The organism is Streptomyces sp. NPDC045021 (assembly GCF_056432645.1).
On the sequence record NZ_JBWKIQ010000001.1, the window covers coordinates 1,155,110 to 1,170,152 of the forward strand.

The window sequence follows — 15,043 nt, forward strand, 5'->3', positions numbered from 1 at the left end:
CAGAGGAGGTGCGGCTGGTCAACGCCGCGCTGCTGCTCCGCAGGCCGCTGCTGATCACCGGTCGGCCGGGCGTGGGCAAATCCGGGCTCGCCTACCGCATCGCCCGGGAGCTGCGGCTTGGACGGGTGCTGCACTGGCCGGTGACCAGCCGGACCACGCTGGCCTCCGGGCTGTACGAATACGACGCCATCGGGCGCGCGCAGACCACCCAGGACAGCCGGGACGGCGAGGAACCCGGCGGGCACCCCAGCGTCGGGAACTTTGTGCAGCTGGGCCCGCTGGGCACCGGGCTGCTCCCCTACCGGTTGCCGCGGGTCGTCCTCATCGACGAGATCGACAAGTGCGACGCCGACCTTCCAAGTGATCTGCTGACCCTCTTCGAGGACGCCTGGTTCGAGGTGCCACCACTCGTCCGGGTGAAGCAGACGGAAGGAACCGTGAGCGTCCATACGGCTGATCCTGGCGGCACCGCGGTGGTCCGGGAGGGACTGGTCAGAGCCCATTCCTTCCCGGTGATCGTCATGACGTCCAATGGTGAACGGGAGTTCCCCGAGGCATTTATGCGGCGCTGTCTGCGACTCGATATTCCGGATCCGGATGCGGAAGCCTTGGCGGAACTCGTGTCGGGGCATTTCGGTGACCTGCTCGGCACCGCACAGGAGGAGTTGATCCAGGAATTTCTCCGGCGAAGTGCCCGGGTGGGCGGACTCGCGGCCGATCAGTTGCTGAATGCGGCGCATTTGGCGACCTCGGGCCTCTACCGCCAGGACGGTTCCGATGCGAAGGAATGGCAGTCGGTCCTTGCCGCAATTTGGCACCCGCTGGGCGGTGAAGGGGCGGATACCTCGTGACCGCGGAATCTCCGGCGGCCGGCGGTGCCCGGCACGGCCGGGACGGGCCGGCCGGACCGTCCGACAGCCGGCGGCTGCTCCTCGCGGAGCTGTATCCGTGGGAGGTCGCCGATTCGTTGTGGCTGGCCGCCCATCACCCCTGGCTCGCCGGCGGGGAGCGCCCGGCGCAGGAGCAGACCGCGGACGCCGGGCCGCGGCCCCCGCACGGCCGGCTGCCCGACGACGACCCGGACAACGCCCCGGAGCAGGATCAGCAGAAGGAGCTGGAGGAGGAGCCGGAGGGGGAACAGGACCTGGGACCGGAGCAGCAGACACCCGCCGCCGGATCCTCGCCGGCCCCCGTGGGCGATAACGGCCCGCAGTACGGCGGGTCCGGCACGGGGGACGCGCCCGTGCCCGGCGATGCCCGGGAACCCGCCGCGCCCGGGACTCCGGCCGGCCGGCCCGCGGCCAACCGGCGGCGCGGACCGGACCACCTCGCCCTGGGCCGTGCGCTGCGCCCGTTGCGAACCTTCCTCGACTCCGCCCACTCCCAGGTCATCGACGAGCCCGCCACGGCCGAGCGCATCGCGGTCGCTTCCCATCTGCCGCCGGTGCTCGTGCCCGAACCGGAACGGCACTGGAGCGCGGTCCTCGTCGTGGACAACGCCCCGCACATGGTCCTGTGGCGGTCCGGCATCGAGCGCTTCCGCTCGGTGCTGCGCCGGTACGGCGGACTGCGCGACCTGGAGGTGATGTCGCTCGACACCGCCGACGCCGGACGGGCGGTGCTGCGCGGCCCCGGGACGGATGCCCGCCCCCGCCCGGCGCGTACCCTCACCGATCCGACGGGCCGACGGATCGTGTTCCTGCTGACGGACGGTGCCGCGCCCGCCTGGCGTTCCGGGGCCGCGCAGCAGCTGGCCGCGGCGTGGGGGAAGTGCCAGCCCGTGGTGGTGCTGCAGATGCTGCCACAGCGGCTGTGGCACCACACCGGGCTCTTCCCAGTACGGACCCGGTTGCGTGCCGCGGGACCCTGGTCGGCCAACGGGCAGGTGCACTGGCAGGCCGCCGAGCCGCTGGCGGCGTCGTTGCTGACCGGCCACCCCGACCGGGTCGTGCCGGTCCCGGTGCTGGAAATCGGCGCCGCGTGGCTCGGCCCCTGGGCCCGCTTCGTCTCCGGGACGACCCTGCGCTGGGCGGACATGGCGGCGGTCCTCACCAGCACGCGGCCGGTGCCGCCGCCCCCGCCGGTCCCCGCCCGGCGGCAGACGCCTGCCGAGCTGGTGGCGAGGTTCCGCACCCGCGCCTCGCTCGACGCGTTCGCGCTGGCCACCCGGCTGGCCGCGGTGCAGCTCGACCTGGAGACGATGACGGAGGTGCAGCGCCACACCATGCCGCAGGCGTCGCGCGCGCATCTCGCGGAGCTGCTCATCAGCCCGTTGGTCGAACCTCTGCCGGGTTGTGCCGGCCATTCGTATCTCTTTGTGGACGGAGTCCGTGAGGAATTGCTCGCCGCAGGAAGCAGGACGGCCACGGAGCGGGCTCTGAAGAAGGCAGCTGAATTTTTAGCGCCCCGCAATGAGGCGGCGCGTGAACTTCTTGACTATTTGCATGGTGAAATTAATGAACCGCGCCATACCCAGGCCATGGAATCCGTCGAGCCCACGGCCGACAATCTCCGTTTCCGCCAGGCCGAGCACGCCGCGTTGCAGGCGATTTCCGGAGTTCACCTGCACCGCGCCCGACGACTCGGCGAGCATATCGCCCAGCATGTCGAAACCGTCCCTCCGAGGGGCCAGGACACGCCCGTTACCCCGGCCGGTGGCACCGCTGCAATGGAGCCCGCCGATGAGACACTCCCCGACAACACCAATGGCACCACTCCCATGTCTGGAGGCCCACTAGTGAGTACGGTCCCCGCCCCGGCACACAGCCTGGCCCTGCAACACCCGGCCGGAGGCGGCGCGCGGCCGGCCATGCCCGCCGTCTGGGGCAACATGCCCCCGAGGAATCTGGTATTCACCGGGCGGGAAGAGCTGCTGATCAATTTGGAACACGGCCTGCGGGAAGGCCCGACCGCAGTGCTTCCCCATGCTCTCCACGGAATGGGCGGCGTCGGGAAATCACAGCTGGCCCTGGAATACGTATACCGGCACGCCGCAGAGTACGAAGTTGTCTGGTGGATTCCCGCCGAGCGGCCCACGCAAATTCAGCAGGCGTTTGTCGAACTGGCCCGGCGTCTGCATCTCCCGGTGAGCGCCGAGGCAATTACCGCAGTCCCGGCCGTGCTGGAGGCTCTGCGCACCGGGAACCCGTACGGCAACTGGCTCCTGGTGTTCGACAACGCAGAGAGCCCGTCGGCCGTCCAGGAATACTTCCCGAGCACTCCCGAGGGCGGACCGGTAGGCTCCGTAATCGTGACATCTCGGAACCCTCAGTGGAACACGTTGGCGCACCCGCTGGAAGTCGATGTGTTCGAACGCGAAGAGAGTATTCAGCTGCTCCGGCGCCGTAATCCGGACCTGTCCACCGAAGACGCGGACATGCTCGCCGCCGTCCTCGGTGACCTGCCGCTCGCGGTGGAGCAGGCATCGGCGTGGCGTGCCGAGACCGGTATGCCGCCGGCTGAATATCTGCGGGTGTTCAAGGAGAAAAGCGCGGAACTGATGGCGGTATCGCCGCCGACGCAGTACGAGAAGACCGTCGCCACCGCGTGGAACGTGTCCCTCGACCATGTCGAGGGGAAGAACGCCGGCGCCATTCAACTCCTCGAACTCTGCGCCTACTTCGCACCCGAACCGATTTCCCGGCAGTTCTTCTCCAACGCCGCCTCCGAACCGATCGCCCCCGACCTGGACCGGATCTTCACCGACCCGATCCGGCTGAGCCGGGCCATCCGCGAGATCAGCCGGTACTCCCTGGCGAAGATCGATCACCGCACCAATTCGATCCAGATGCACCGGCTGGTCCAGGCGGTGCTCGAAGCACGCATGACGGAGGAGCAGCGCCGTAAATTCCGGCACGGCGCGCATCTGCTGCTCACGGCGAACGCCCCCAGCGACCCGCGTGCCCCGCAGAGCTGGCCGCGCTTCGGTGAGCTCTATCCGCATGTCATCGCCTCCCAGGCGGCCCGGTCGCCCAACCGCAATGTGCGCCAGATGGTGTACAACATCGCGGAATATCTCTTCTACTGGGGAGATCACGAGGCGGCGCTGGACTTCGCCGGCGAGACCTACGACAACTGGTGCCGGCTCTTCGGCGACGACGACCAGCAGAGCCTGATCCTCGGCCGTCATCTGCGGTTCGTCATGTGGTCGATGGGCCGCTACGCCGAAGCCGCCAACCTCGGCGAGCGCATGCTCGCCACGCTGGAGACGGCCGGTCCGGACGCGGAGGAGGAGTACCTGCGTGTCAAGGGCCAGGTGTCCGGCGACCGCAGGGCGCGCGGTGACTTCCGCGGTGCGCTGGAGTTCGACGAGGACGTCTACGGCAGGGCCGTCCGGTCGTACGGTGACGAGGACCCGGAGACGTTGCTGCACGCCCACAACCTCGCCGTCACCCTGCGCGTCAACGGCCTCTTCCACCGGGCACGGGACCTGGACGAGGGCAGCTGGCGCACCAAGGTGCAGGTGTTCGGCGCCGATGCGCCCACCACCCTCGACTCCGAGGCGTCGTTCAACCTGGACCGTCAGGAGCTCGGCGAATACGCGATGTCGGAGAAGGCCTGCGAGGAAGCGGTCGACACCTTCCGCGAGACCTTCGGCGACCTGCACCCGTCCACGCTGCGGGCGGTGTCCCGGCTCGGGCTCGCCCAGCGCAAAGCGGGTCACCACACGGCCGCCGAGGCCAACAGCAGGATCGCCCGGGACGCCCTGACCGAGCGGTACGGCGAGCGCAACCCGGACGCTCTGCAGGCCTCGCTCAACCTGTCCATCGACCTGCGGCAGAACGGCGAGCTGCAGGAATCGCTGAGTCTGGGGGAGCGGACCAGGGCGTTGTACGCCGAGGTGTTCGGCAAGGACCATCCGCACACCGTGGCGGCCGACGCCAACACGGCGATCACGATGCGGCTGCTCAATCGGGTGGACCAGGCGCGAAAGCTCAACGAGTCGGCCATCGCCCGGTTCCGGAAGCCGCTGGGTGACAGGCATCCGCACCCGTTGGTCTGCGCGGTCAACCTCGCCAACGACCTGTTCGCCCAGGGTGAGGCGGCTGCGGCGCTCGAACTCGACCAGCGGACACTGCCGTTGCTCATCGAGGCACTCGGTGAGGACCACCCCACGGTGCTGGTGTTGCGTGGCAACACGGCGTCCGACCTGCGGGCGCTGGGCCGGACCGGGGAGGCGGAGGAAGCTCACCGCAAGGCGCTCGACGACATCAAGGAGAAGCTGGGGCCGGACCACCCGGCCTGCCGGGACACCCTCGCCTGGCGGCGGGCGAACTGCGATATCGACCCCATGTCGATCTAGGACGAGCCGGAGGGCCCCTCGGCAGCCGGGTCCGCCGGTGTCGCCCGGCTCAGCCAGCGGGCCAGCGCGACCGGCTCCGGCGGACGGCCCGCGGCCGTTCGTATCGCACGGTGCACGGCGGCGGCGAGTTCAGGCGCCGCCGCCAGGGCACCGACGGCATCGGGTGCCCGGCCGGCATCCGCCAGGGCGAGCCGCAGCCCGCTCCACGCTCCGGGCCGGGCCGCGGCGCTGTTGATGTCCTCGATGTACAGCCGCAAGGCTGCGGCGGGTTCGGCGCAGGCCCAGAGCAGGTCCGCCCGGCGGGCCCCGCTGATCCCGGGAACGGTGTCGCCGGGGCTGTCCCGCATCTTGTCGAGGGCCGCGGGGTCGGTGAGGCCGATCCGTACGAGCACGGTGCGCGCGTCGAGGTGCCGCGCCCCGGAGTCCCGCACCGGCGGGGGCCGGCGCGGCGGCAGCGCGGGCGGTCGGTCCCGTGCCGCGCACCAGGCGGCGGTCAGCCGGGCCACGTCCGCGGGATGGGGCAGGACGTGTGCTACCCGCCACGACGCCCGGTGATCGGCGGCCATCCGGCGGCCCAGTGCCTCCTCGGGGCGGTCGCCGGATCGTTTCCGCAGCCGGCCGACGGTGCTGAGCAGGTCCTGTAACGCGGCGCGCCCCACCGGGAACAGCGCGGGGTCGGCCAGCAGCCCCGGCAGCGTCCGCGCCAGCTGATCGAGCCACAGGGCGCTTTCGAACATGCTGTGATCACCGGAGCCGGTGGGACCGCTGTCCGGGCATCCGGGGCGCAGCGCGGAAGCCTGCCAGAACCGTGCCACCGCGGTGAACGCGTAGGCGCCCTGGACCATCCCGCCGAGCGGCCGTGGATCGTCGCGCCAGGGGGCGTAGTAGAGCCGCTCCGGCTGCGCCGCGTCCGCCGGCGGCGGCTCGTACAGCGGGCTGAGATGCATCAGCGTGTTGAGCTTGCTGTGCTGGAGCTCGTGCACCAGCGTGGCCGCACAGACCGCCACCGACCCGGGCAGTGAGGACGCGATTCCGCCGACGCCGTGCCCACTGGTGACACTGCGCACCCGGAAGGGTTCGTGGGCGGGCATTGGCTGGAACGAGCGCAGCAGCGCGGCGGCGTCGGCGGTCGGCGGGTCGACGGTGGTCAGCAGCTCGTACGCCTGCTGCAGCAGTCCGGTCCAGGAGGCGTAGGCGCTCTGCGACAGTCGCTTGGGGGCACCGGCGGGCAGCGGCGCGATCCGGTGGGCGCCCAGGTCGTCGACCGGAATGCGGTGCGTGCCGCCAGGGACGAGGGACAGCCGGCGCAGATGCTGCCAGCCCTCCGCCGGGCGGTCCAGGCGGGCAGGCAGCCGCAGCTGTCCGTACCGGCTGGTGACGCTCAGCCGCCCGCCGCCGGATCGCACCTCGGCCGTGTCCCACGGGTACTGGTGCCGGTGCGCCGTGGAGAGCTGGGCCAGTCCCAGCGTGGGCAGCCAGACGCTGCCCCGGTGGGCCGGGACGCGGAACGAAAAGGCGAGGTCCGCCCGTGCGGCGGCGGTGGCGGCGAGGGCGTGCAGATGCCCGGTCTCGGCCCACAGCGGGGCGTCGCCGGTGCGGGTGGTGCGCAGCCGGGCGAGAAGCCGGTTCAACCAGAGGCCGGTCTCGGGAAGGAGGAGCAGCTCCTCGACAGCGGCCGGGTTCCGCCGCTGGGCTGCGGCCAGCAGATCCCAGGCGCGCTGGGCGGCCGGGAGGGGGCCGGTCACCCCGGTCAGCGGGGTAAGGGCGTCCATCAGCAGGTCGAAGAGCAGCAGGCGGTGGCTGAACTCGGCGTGCGCGAGGGCGGTGAGGGTGGCGGTGCTGCCTTCGCCGGCGGCGAGTTCATGGAACTGCCGGGGTGTCAGTGAATGACGCGACTCCGACTCGTGCGGCGCTTCTGTCGAATGCGGCGGCTCATGTGCATGCGGCGGCTCTGGTTCGTGCGGCGACTCCGATTCGTGGCGGCGACTCAGGGCGCATACCTTCCCTCTGCAGGGGGACCGGAGCGGGGCATCAGAAGGCCCAGCTGTTCGCCCCACCGGTGGACGCACTTCTGGTAGGCCGACCGACGTCCTCAAGGAGCCGCTTCTTGGCAGCCGCCTTGCGGTCGCCAGGCTGAGCGCGCAACTCGTCAAGGGACGTGCCCGTGAGATCGGGCAGGTCCGACGTGATGGCGGATTCCGGCTTCTCCACTGCCGTAGACCTCCCCCGGGGATCCGTGCGGTTTTGATCCGCCCTTACATGATGTCCCAAGCACGCACCTCTGGAAACATCCCGTACCGGGCAGCCTGGATGCCCGCCCGTCACGAGGTGGCTGAATTCCGGGGCGTCAACTCCCGTTCGACGGCGGCGGAGTGAACCACTCCGGATAATCCCGGAGCACCTCCAGCAGTCCGTCGAGCGCCGCTGTCCCCGGATCCACCAGGGACACCGCCGCCCACAAGTGCGTCAGACCGTCTCCGAACGCCAGGCAGGTTTCCACGAGAGCCAGGATTTCCAGGCGCATCACCCCTGATCTGGCGACACTTCCGGCTATCTCGTCCGGAAGCAGCCCGATCACCTGGCTCCGCGACTCCGGGTGCCCCAATACCCCGACGGCCGCCAGCGCGTCGTGCAGACGGCGCCTATCGGCCAAAACAAGTTTTTTCCGCGGCGCGGGACACCCGGGAGCGGTGTGGGCCGGGGCGGGGGACGAGGGCGGGGGCTCCGGGTGGTTGCCCCGGGTTCTGCGGGCCTCCCCGTCCCCCTCGAACCAGAGCGAGGTGCTGGTCCCGAACCGGTCGCGCAGCGCCCCGGCGAGCGGCTGGGGGGAGCGGCGCCATTCGGGGTGCTCGCACAGCAGCCGCAACGCCTCGGCGCTGAAGACGCCGGAGCGCAGCCCGTTGCGGGTCGTCCGGCCGGGACCGCAGGCGAACAGGATGTACTGGTCGGCCTGTTGGCGCGGGGTGGCACGGGGAAGGGGATCGGGCGGCAGCGCCCCGGCCGTCGCCGCCGGGTCGGCGTAGGTCTGGCAGGCGTCGAACAGCCAGAGCTGGCGGGGATGTCCGGGCGCGCCGTCCGAGCGGTACAGGGCGAGGGCCGCCTCCAGGTCCAGACTGCGCAGATCCCGCTGCACCGCATCGGCGAACAGCAGCCGGCGGCTCTGTTCCGCGTCGATGAGGCCGTGTCCGGACCAGGCGACGAACAGCCAGTCGCTGCGCTCGACCGCCAGCTCCCGGGTCAGCACCCGGTGGACGGTGTCCCGGTCGGCGGGCCGGTACGGCAGCCCGGCACCGTCCGCGAGTTCGCGGTTGCGCTCCAGCGGGGACAGCAGCAGCGTCAACTCCTCGTCCCGTAGGCCGAGGTCCCGCAGCCAGCGCACATACCCGAGCGCGTCATGCACCGGCCCGTCGAGGCTCCACGCCGACCCCGCCTCGTACGACTCCACCCCGACCACAAGCGCCCGCATCCGTGTCTCCCCTCTTCGCCCCCTGCCACTGTGAACCAACCGGCCTGTGCCGTACGGGATTTCCGGGCAGCGGGTTGCGGGCGACGGGCGGGTCGAGGCCGGTTCGTCCCGCCCGTACGGCTGGAGCATTCCCGGTCGGCAGCGCAGCCGGGTTCGGGCGGCGGGGGTTCTTCGGGATCCCCGGCCGGATCTTCCGGGCTCAGGCGAGGGCGGCGTAGACGATGAGGTTGTCAACGGGGTGGCCCTGGGCCGTCCATCGAGCCGTCACCGGTGAGGAGGCGGAGGGTGGGGACGGGGGGGGTACGTAGACCTGCTCCGTGGGGAAGGCCTTCTTGCTGACCGTCCGGGAGGCGGTCACGGTGAAGTGGGTGCTCCTCCCGCCCGCCCCGCGGATGGTGATGTCGGCACCCTTCTTGATCTTCTGGAGATCCTGGAAGACGGCTTTGCCGAACCGGGTGTCGTTGTGGCCGATAACGACGGAAGCGCCGCGCTCGCCGGGTACGGCGCTGTCGCTGTACCAACCGGCGGTCATGCCCTGTTCGGGCGGGGGGACCTGCACGGTCCGGTCGGCGTTAGCCCGAGCCGCATCAGGGAACTGTCCACTCCGAGCGAGGAGATGACCACCTGGGTGGGAGCGCCGGGTGCGGTGGCCGCCGAACACGCTGCTGGCCACCGCCTTTGACCTGAAGGTCTTCTTCTCCGTGGTGCCCAAGGAGCCGACCGACGTGGTCACTGCGGACATCTGGCCTGGCCCGCACGAGCGGCCTGCTGTCACGGCTTTCGTGGAGGCGGCCCGCCGCCTTGAGGCCGACCGCGACCGTGGAGTCATCGGTCCCACGCGCATGGCTTCCCTTGTTTCCGGCCGCCGTTGACGGATGCGGCCCTTGGGGACGTGAGCGGGGCGGGGAGCCGGGCATGGGCTAGGAGGGAATGCTGTCCCTGGCCGGGGTGATGTTCTGGTTGTGGCGGAAGAGGTTGTGCGGGTCGTAGGTGTCCTTCAGCGATCGAAGGCGCAGGTAATCGGTCGGCGTGTACGCGGTCTGGATCGCCGCGGGACCCTCGTCCGGCGAGACGGAGTTGATGTAAGTGCAGCCCGTGGTCCAGGGCGCGAGCTGCGCGAACAGGCCGTCCACGTAGCGCATCTGCGCCGGGGCATACCGCGGGGGTCCTGCGGCGAGGATCCACAGGCTGAAGGCCGCGTCGCGGTTCCCGACGGCGTTGGGCACCCTCGACGGTCGACTCTGGGCTCCTCCGAGGTGCCGCAGTTCGACCATCTGGACCGGGCAGTCGGCATCAGGGCCAGCAGCGGCGACCAGCGCGTCCACGGCCTGCTGGGGCAGGCCGCGCAGCATGGCGCTGCGTTCCAGGAACGGCATGGGATCGACCGGATCCGCATGGATGCCGGCGAAGTCCTCGTCGGGCAGGTCGGCGAGCGTGTCCAGGATCGGGCCGACCGCGCGCAGCGGGGCCACCAGCGCCTCGCCCTAGGCAGCGGTCCCGATCGCGGCGACGCGGATGTGGACGACAAAGCGGTCGCGCAGGAACTCCGGCACGAACGGCAGGGCGGGCAGCCGCAGCAGCACCACCGAGGATGTCACGCTTTCGGGGACCGTGGCGGCCCAGGCAGCGTAGGCGTGCAGGACCTCGGCCGCGCGTGCGCCGTCGAAGAACAGGCCGCCGGCGAACAGCTGCGGGCAGGGGAACAGGCCGAAAGTCAGTGCGGTCACGATCCCGAAGTTGCACTTGCCGCCCAGCAGGCCGCCGAACAGGTCGCTCTCGCTGTCGGGGGTGACGGTGTGGAAGGTCTGCGAACGGCCTTCCCTCTTCCGGTCCACGGTGGACCCGATACCCCGACCGCCCTCCAGGATGCGGATGCCCTCGACTTCCGCGAGCACGAAGCCGCCACAGGTACCCCTGAGGAGAACCTGGCCACGGCGCAGCGCCTTTCGTCAGCGCCGAGCACCATGGCACGCAGTTCGATGAAGTCCGACACGCTCTTCTCAAGGTCTCGCGCCCCCTGCGCGCTTCCTTCAGCTGCCGCCGCCGCTGCTTCGAGGAAGCGGTCCCTCCAAGCGTCGAGGCGCGCAAAGGTGTCGGCATGCAGGAACTCGACGGCGTCGGTGCATTCCAAGGCTGGGACGACCTGCCGTGACAGCATCGCCTGCGTCCTCACAGCAGCCTGCCGACGCGCGAGACTGGCCGTGTTCACTTCCCACGGCTCGGGTTGTCTGCCGCAGTCGGCGCACGCGATGCCCCGGATGCGCTTGATGGTGCAGCCCCTACAGTTGATCTGGGAAAAAGCCAGCTTGAACCTGACGTTACGCACGGTCATGGGCTGCCATCTCTGTTGTTCCTACACCGGATATGCCGGGTGCGGCGGTGGGCGGGAGGAACAGTGCCCCGCCTCGCGCTGACGAGGGCACCTGGGTTCAACGGGCCGTCACCGCGGCGACGTCGGCACCGCCATCGCCGCCACCGGGCTCCGACTGAATTCCTGCACGGGCACGTCGGGACGCTCTTCGTACGAGTGGGCGTTGCACCGTCTCGAAGGACCGGGAGAACGCCGAGCCCCGAAAGGACTGCTTCAAATGCCAGCGCTTCGCCGGCGCCCCGCCGGGATCTACCCGCGGGTATATGGGGCCGCTGGACCCTAACCCGCTCCAGCCGGCTCGCCCATGAGATGAAACCGGGGCGGCGGACAGCCTTTGTGGATGTCCGTCGCCCCGGTTGCGACATTGCAACTAGCGCCTGCCCGTCATCTCACCAAGACAGAGGACAGACTGGTTTTCTCGCGTGTCACAGACGGTCCGGAGAATCGGGGATCGGCGCGTGCCCGTCTGCCTTGGTGGCTGGCCTCACGCCCACGGCGCAGTGATAGCACAGGTACTCGAACTCGTCGTGCCGATACCACTCATGCGCACCGCAGTCCTTCGAGCCCTTAGGGAAGAGCCGTCCGAATGTGAAGGGGAGGACGCCTCTCGCCCTTGTGCGCCATCTGTATTTGGCCATACTGGTTCACTTCCGCATCTGTCGCGAACGGCCGGGGGTCAGGTCACCACGAGAAGGCCCAGGATCCCAGAGCACCCAATCCCAACCCCGCCGCGACGATTTCGCAACCGCCGAAGAAGCACGCGGCACCGGCGGCTCCGACCGCCACGCCCCCAAGTCCCCACTTCGCGGCGGTGCGGAAGCTGGAATGGTGATGACTTTGGTGATGATGAACACTGTGGTGTTCTCGGTTGTTCCGCCCCTGCGACTTCTGCCGGCGCGCTGGAAAGCCTCTCAAGGTCGTCGGCTACTCGATGGCCGACCACCATCGCGCCTCGCTCGTCGTGGACGCGCTGGCGATGGCCGTCGGGAGCGGCGTCACTGCCGTCCTGTCAGCAGGGAGGCGAGGAGCTGAGCTCGGCCGGAACCGCGAGCTGTAGCGGCCCGGCCCTCTACGCACCTCGTTCCGGCGTCCCCGTCGGCTGTGGGGCTGTCCAGCCGGTGAGGAGCTGCAGGGCTCGGATGGTGTCGGAGGCGGGTTCGACGTTGTAGACGCACAGCGTCTGGTCCGTGTCACCAGGCACTTGGAAGGACTCGTAGGAGAAGTGCAGCTCGCCGACCAGGGGGTGATGGTAGTGCTTGGCGCCGTGGGTCCGGCGCAGCACCCTGTGATCGTTCCACCACGTGGAGAACTCCGGTGACTTCAGCGTGAGTTCGCCGACGAGGTCGGCGAGCTGGCGGTCATGGGGGCTTCGCCCGGCAAGAACGGGCCGGACCAGGCACACGAGCCCCACGGCGTCGATCCGGGACGTGGACGGATCGACTCGTCAACTCCCTTGCACGCGACTTCGATTGATGGACTTCGACGAATCGGAGCCGTGGCGCCGGGTTCGCTCGGTGCACGGCATGAAGCACTACTCGGGCAACTATGCCTCCGCCACAACGGGCGGTCAGGTGGGCCGTCCCCGGGGCCGTTACGTAACGCAAACCGCCGCGACCGGCGGACCCCCGAGCGGGGGTCCGCCGGTCGCGGGTGGCCGGTTCCGCGCCTACGGGACCGGAACAGGCCACTGGGCCACATCATTCCGCAAGGCTCGACGTCCCCGGTCCGGCTAGAGCTGGCCGGGGCGAGGAAACACACCAGTCGACATGGACGGCGGCCAGGTTTGCGCCTTTAGACGACGTTGAATTGGTAGATGTTTCCCCAGGGCGAACACCTGTCCCAGTAGTTGTTGACGTAGTTGTTGCCGCTGAATTGGATCTGGACGGTGCCGCCGTTCTTGGGGCAGAGCTGGCCCCAGCCGTCGACCTCTATCCAGTTGTAATCCCAGGTAGAGCCGAAGCACTGCACCCCGCCCAGCACGGCCATGTGTCCGGCGTAACTACAGCTGACGCGGGTGGTGGCGTTCGCCGCCGGGGCCGTCGCGATCCCGAGCCCGGCCAGGGCCAGGGTCGCGGCGGCAAGGGTGCTGGCCATCCTCTTCATTCGCATGTGGTTCATCCCTTCGATCAGGTCGCCGCGTGATGTTTCCGTGCGCGGCGATCAGTGAAGCGCTCCAGGCGTCAGCCGACCCCTTTCTGAAAACCCGGAAGTGGTCAGCTCCCCCGTGCGCCAGCGTGCCGTGCCGTGGCTGGCGCCTCCTCGTCGAGGGGGCGACCGACCGCGCTCCACCATCCGGCGAAGATCCGGCGGCAGCCGACCGCGCGGCGAGGGCGTCGAGCTGGCGGTCGAGCTTTTGTCCCCGGTGGACACCCGTGCGTATCCGATGCGGATCTCGGTAAGGACGGCGAGCTCGGCGATCAGGAGTTCGAACTGCGTGTCTTCAAGTGGCGTGCTCGCGCCCGGAATCCTGTCAGAAGACGGTGGTCGGGGGTTGTTGAACCACCCTCGTTTTTGAAGGAGTCCTTGAAGGCTCTGGGACCCTCCCGGCGGCCCGCCCGGCGATCTTCAACATACGTTGGGTTTTTGAAGATCGACAGCCGAAGAGGATGCCTTGGGGACCATGATCAATCTCACCGATGACCACGGTTCGATTGATCCCGGGGGCCGTACGAACAAAAGTTCAGCTGCTCTGGCGAAGGCCGCAAGGCAACCGGTGTCGACGATCCGGAGTCAAGCCCTGTCCTCACCCCCAGTAACCCCCAGTTCCCGGGCAGGCGTGGTAGGTGTTGGATGACCAAATCGGGTCACGGTTGTTGTTGTAGATGACGAAATTTCCGTCGGCCTGCACGACGGCCTGCCAGGAACCCTGGTAGTCGGTCTTGGTGATCCATGTCGCATCCCACACCGGGTAGTTGTAGTTGGTGTAGTGGTACTGCCAGGTGGAGATGTTGCCGCTTCTCTGGAAGATCACCTTGGCAGCGAGCGGGTTGACGTTGATGCCTGAAGCCCAGACCGCGCGACTTGAGCCCTGGCCCTGGCAGTACAGGACGAAGTTGCCGTCCGTCTGCATCTTCAAGACTGTGAACGGCCCCCACCAACTCTTGTTGGCAAGGTACTGGCTGTCGTCGAAGGCGATGCCGGTCTGGTGGTTGCAGCCGTCGCCACCGGTGCAGCCGTAGCTGGCGAGGGCCGGTGAAGCTGTCACGATTGTGGTGGTGGCTGCGGTCGCCAGCGCCAGTGCGCCGGCAACCGCAGCGGACTTGAAGTCGATCTTCATCTTTCCTCCTTCGATGCCCCGGCCTCCCCGGGGCCACCCGTCGATTCAGATCTTGCGGGAATCGCTTCCAGTGAGACGGAGACGTTGCTTTCGCCCCTCGTTTTGCGGGGCGGCGGTTCTGCAGCGCCAGCCAGATCATTGATGAAGCGACAGGCGTTGACCAGGCAGAAGTTCAATCGGCAGAAGGATCGGCAGTTTCCCGGGCGCGCCCGGTAGGGTGTACGCGGCTGATGCAGGGTGGGGACCATGCCGGGGGGCAAGGGTGGAAGCGGACGGGTTCGGGGCGGCTTTACATGCCCGGCGCACTGAGGCACGACTGACGCAGGAGCAGCTCGCCGATTGTTCCGGGCTGAGTGTGCGGGCGATCGGCGACCTGGAACGCGGCAAGGTCGCCAGGCCGCGCCGCGAGTCGGTCCAACTGCTCGCCGAGGCGCTCCGGCTGGACAGCATCGGCTATGAAGAACTGATGCGCCTGGCCGGTCACGTAGCACCGCAGTCCGTCCCAGAGCCTGCTGGGGGCCCGCTCCCATCCGTCGAACGCACCGCTTATGGGCCAACGCCCGTTGTTCCTGGCGGGTCAGCCGCCCAGAGCGAGCCGCCAGGTCTCTCCTCGCCGGAGGGAGAAGC

At 69.2% G+C, this 15,043-nt stretch carries 12 protein-coding genes and 1 pseudogene; 5 read left to right on the forward strand and 8 right to left on the reverse strand.

What is annotated here, in order from left to right; genetic code table 11:
- The first annotated feature begins 8 nt into the window (after positions 1-8).
- Positions 9-851 (forward strand): AAA family ATPase, encoded by an 843-nt coding sequence (locus AC07DC_RS05090; protein ID WP_478911922.1) that lies wholly within the window; start codon positions 9-11, stop codon positions 849-851.
- A complete protein-coding gene (fxsT, locus tag AC07DC_RS05095) occupies positions 848-5,302 on the forward strand; it encodes an FxSxx-COOH system tetratricopeptide repeat protein (protein WP_478911924.1) in 4,455 nt (1,484 codons plus the stop codon). The genes AC07DC_RS05090 and fxsT overlap by 4 nt, the downstream gene beginning before the upstream one ends.
- Here the strand turns inward: fxsT and AC07DC_RS05100 are convergent.
- The 3 genes from AC07DC_RS05100 to AC07DC_RS05110 form a co-directional block, all read right to left on the reverse strand.
- The gene (locus AC07DC_RS05100; RefSeq protein WP_478911926.1) at positions 5,299-7,074 is read right to left on the reverse strand and encodes an aKG-HExxH-type peptide beta-hydroxylase; all 1,776 of its coding nucleotides are present in this window, start codon (positions 7,072-7,074) and stop codon (positions 5,299-5,301) included. The genes fxsT and AC07DC_RS05100 overlap by 4 nt on opposite strands.
- 575 nt (positions 7,075-7,649) lie before the next feature.
- The gene (locus AC07DC_RS05105; protein ID WP_478911928.1) at positions 7,650-8,768 is read right to left on the reverse strand and encodes an effector-associated domain 2-containing protein; all 1,119 of its coding nucleotides are present in this window, start codon (positions 8,766-8,768) and stop codon (positions 7,650-7,652) included.
- A 199-nt stretch (positions 8,769-8,967) separates the two neighbouring features.
- A complete protein-coding gene (locus AC07DC_RS05110; RefSeq protein WP_478911930.1) occupies positions 8,968-9,300 on the reverse strand; it encodes a sortase domain-containing protein in 333 nt (110 codons plus the stop codon).
- A gap of 109 nt (positions 9,301-9,409) precedes the next feature.
- On the opposite strand from AC07DC_RS05110, the gene AC07DC_RS05115 reads away from it, so the two are divergent.
- Positions 9,410-9,640, forward strand: coding sequence for a hypothetical protein (locus tag AC07DC_RS05115; protein ID WP_478911931.1), 231 nt, complete (start codon positions 9,410-9,412; stop codon positions 9,638-9,640).
- Between the two features lie 48 nt (positions 9,641-9,688).
- On the opposite strand, the gene AC07DC_RS05120 is transcribed toward AC07DC_RS05115, so the two are convergent.
- On the reverse strand, positions 9,689-10,240 hold the full coding sequence (locus AC07DC_RS05120) for a BBE domain-containing protein (RefSeq protein ID WP_478911933.1): 552 nt from the start codon (positions 10,238-10,240) through the stop codon (positions 9,689-9,691).
- A 12-nt stretch (positions 10,241-10,252) separates the two neighbouring features.
- Positions 10,253-10,663, reverse strand: a complete 411-nt coding sequence (locus AC07DC_RS05125) for a hypothetical protein (protein WP_478911935.1) — start codon at positions 10,661-10,663, stop codon at positions 10,253-10,255.
- Between the two features lie 1,344 nt (positions 10,664-12,007).
- Here AC07DC_RS05125 and AC07DC_RS05130 point away from each other — a divergent pair.
- Positions 12,008-12,196 (forward strand): hypothetical protein, encoded by a 189-nt coding sequence (locus AC07DC_RS05130; protein ID WP_478911937.1) that lies wholly within the window; start codon positions 12,008-12,010, stop codon positions 12,194-12,196.
- Positions 12,197-12,208: 12 nt separating this feature from the next.
- Here the strand turns inward: AC07DC_RS05130 and AC07DC_RS05135 are convergent, their stop codons facing one another.
- From AC07DC_RS05135 to AC07DC_RS05145, 3 genes are all read right to left on the reverse strand, one after another.
- A complete protein-coding gene (locus tag AC07DC_RS05135) occupies positions 12,209-12,550 on the reverse strand; it encodes an MmyB family transcriptional regulator (RefSeq protein WP_478911939.1) in 342 nt (113 codons plus the stop codon).
- 380 nt (positions 12,551-12,930) lie between these two features.
- Positions 12,931-13,248 (reverse strand): hypothetical protein, encoded by a 318-nt coding sequence (locus AC07DC_RS05140; protein ID WP_478911941.1) that lies wholly within the window; start codon positions 13,246-13,248, stop codon positions 12,931-12,933.
- A gap of 634 nt (positions 13,249-13,882) precedes the next feature.
- Complete coding sequence (locus AC07DC_RS05145; RefSeq protein ID WP_478911942.1) at positions 13,883-14,416, reverse strand: hypothetical protein; 534 nt, start codon at positions 14,414-14,416, stop codon at positions 13,883-13,885.
- A 262-nt stretch (positions 14,417-14,678) separates the two neighbouring features.
- Between AC07DC_RS05145 and AC07DC_RS05150 the strand changes: the two are divergent.
- Positions 14,679-14,849 (forward strand): annotated as a pseudogene (locus AC07DC_RS05150) (helix-turn-helix transcriptional regulator); the annotation flags it as partial.
- Positions 14,850-15,043 lie beyond the last annotated feature (194 nt).

Bases quoted from the DNA above. Each gene is read 5' to 3' on its own strand.
- AC07DC_RS05100 (WP_478911926.1), bottom strand. From the start codon at position 7,074: ATGGACGCCCTTACCCCGCTGACCGGGGTGACCGGCCCCCTCCCGGCC.
- AC07DC_RS05105 (WP_478911928.1), bottom strand. From the start codon at position 8,768: ATGCGGGCGCTTGTGGTCGGGGTGGAGTCGTACGAGGCGGGGTCGGCG.
- AC07DC_RS05110 (WP_478911930.1), bottom strand. From the start codon at position 9,300: ATGACCGCCGGTTGGTACAGCGACAGCGCCGTACCCGGCGAGCGCGGC.
- AC07DC_RS05140 (WP_478911941.1), bottom strand. From the start codon at position 13,248: ATGCGAATGAAGAGGATGGCCAGCACCCTTGCCGCCGCGACCCTGGCC.
- AC07DC_RS05145 (WP_478911942.1), bottom strand. From the start codon at position 14,416: ATGAAGATCGACTTCAAGTCCGCTGCGGTTGCCGGCGCACTGGCGCTG.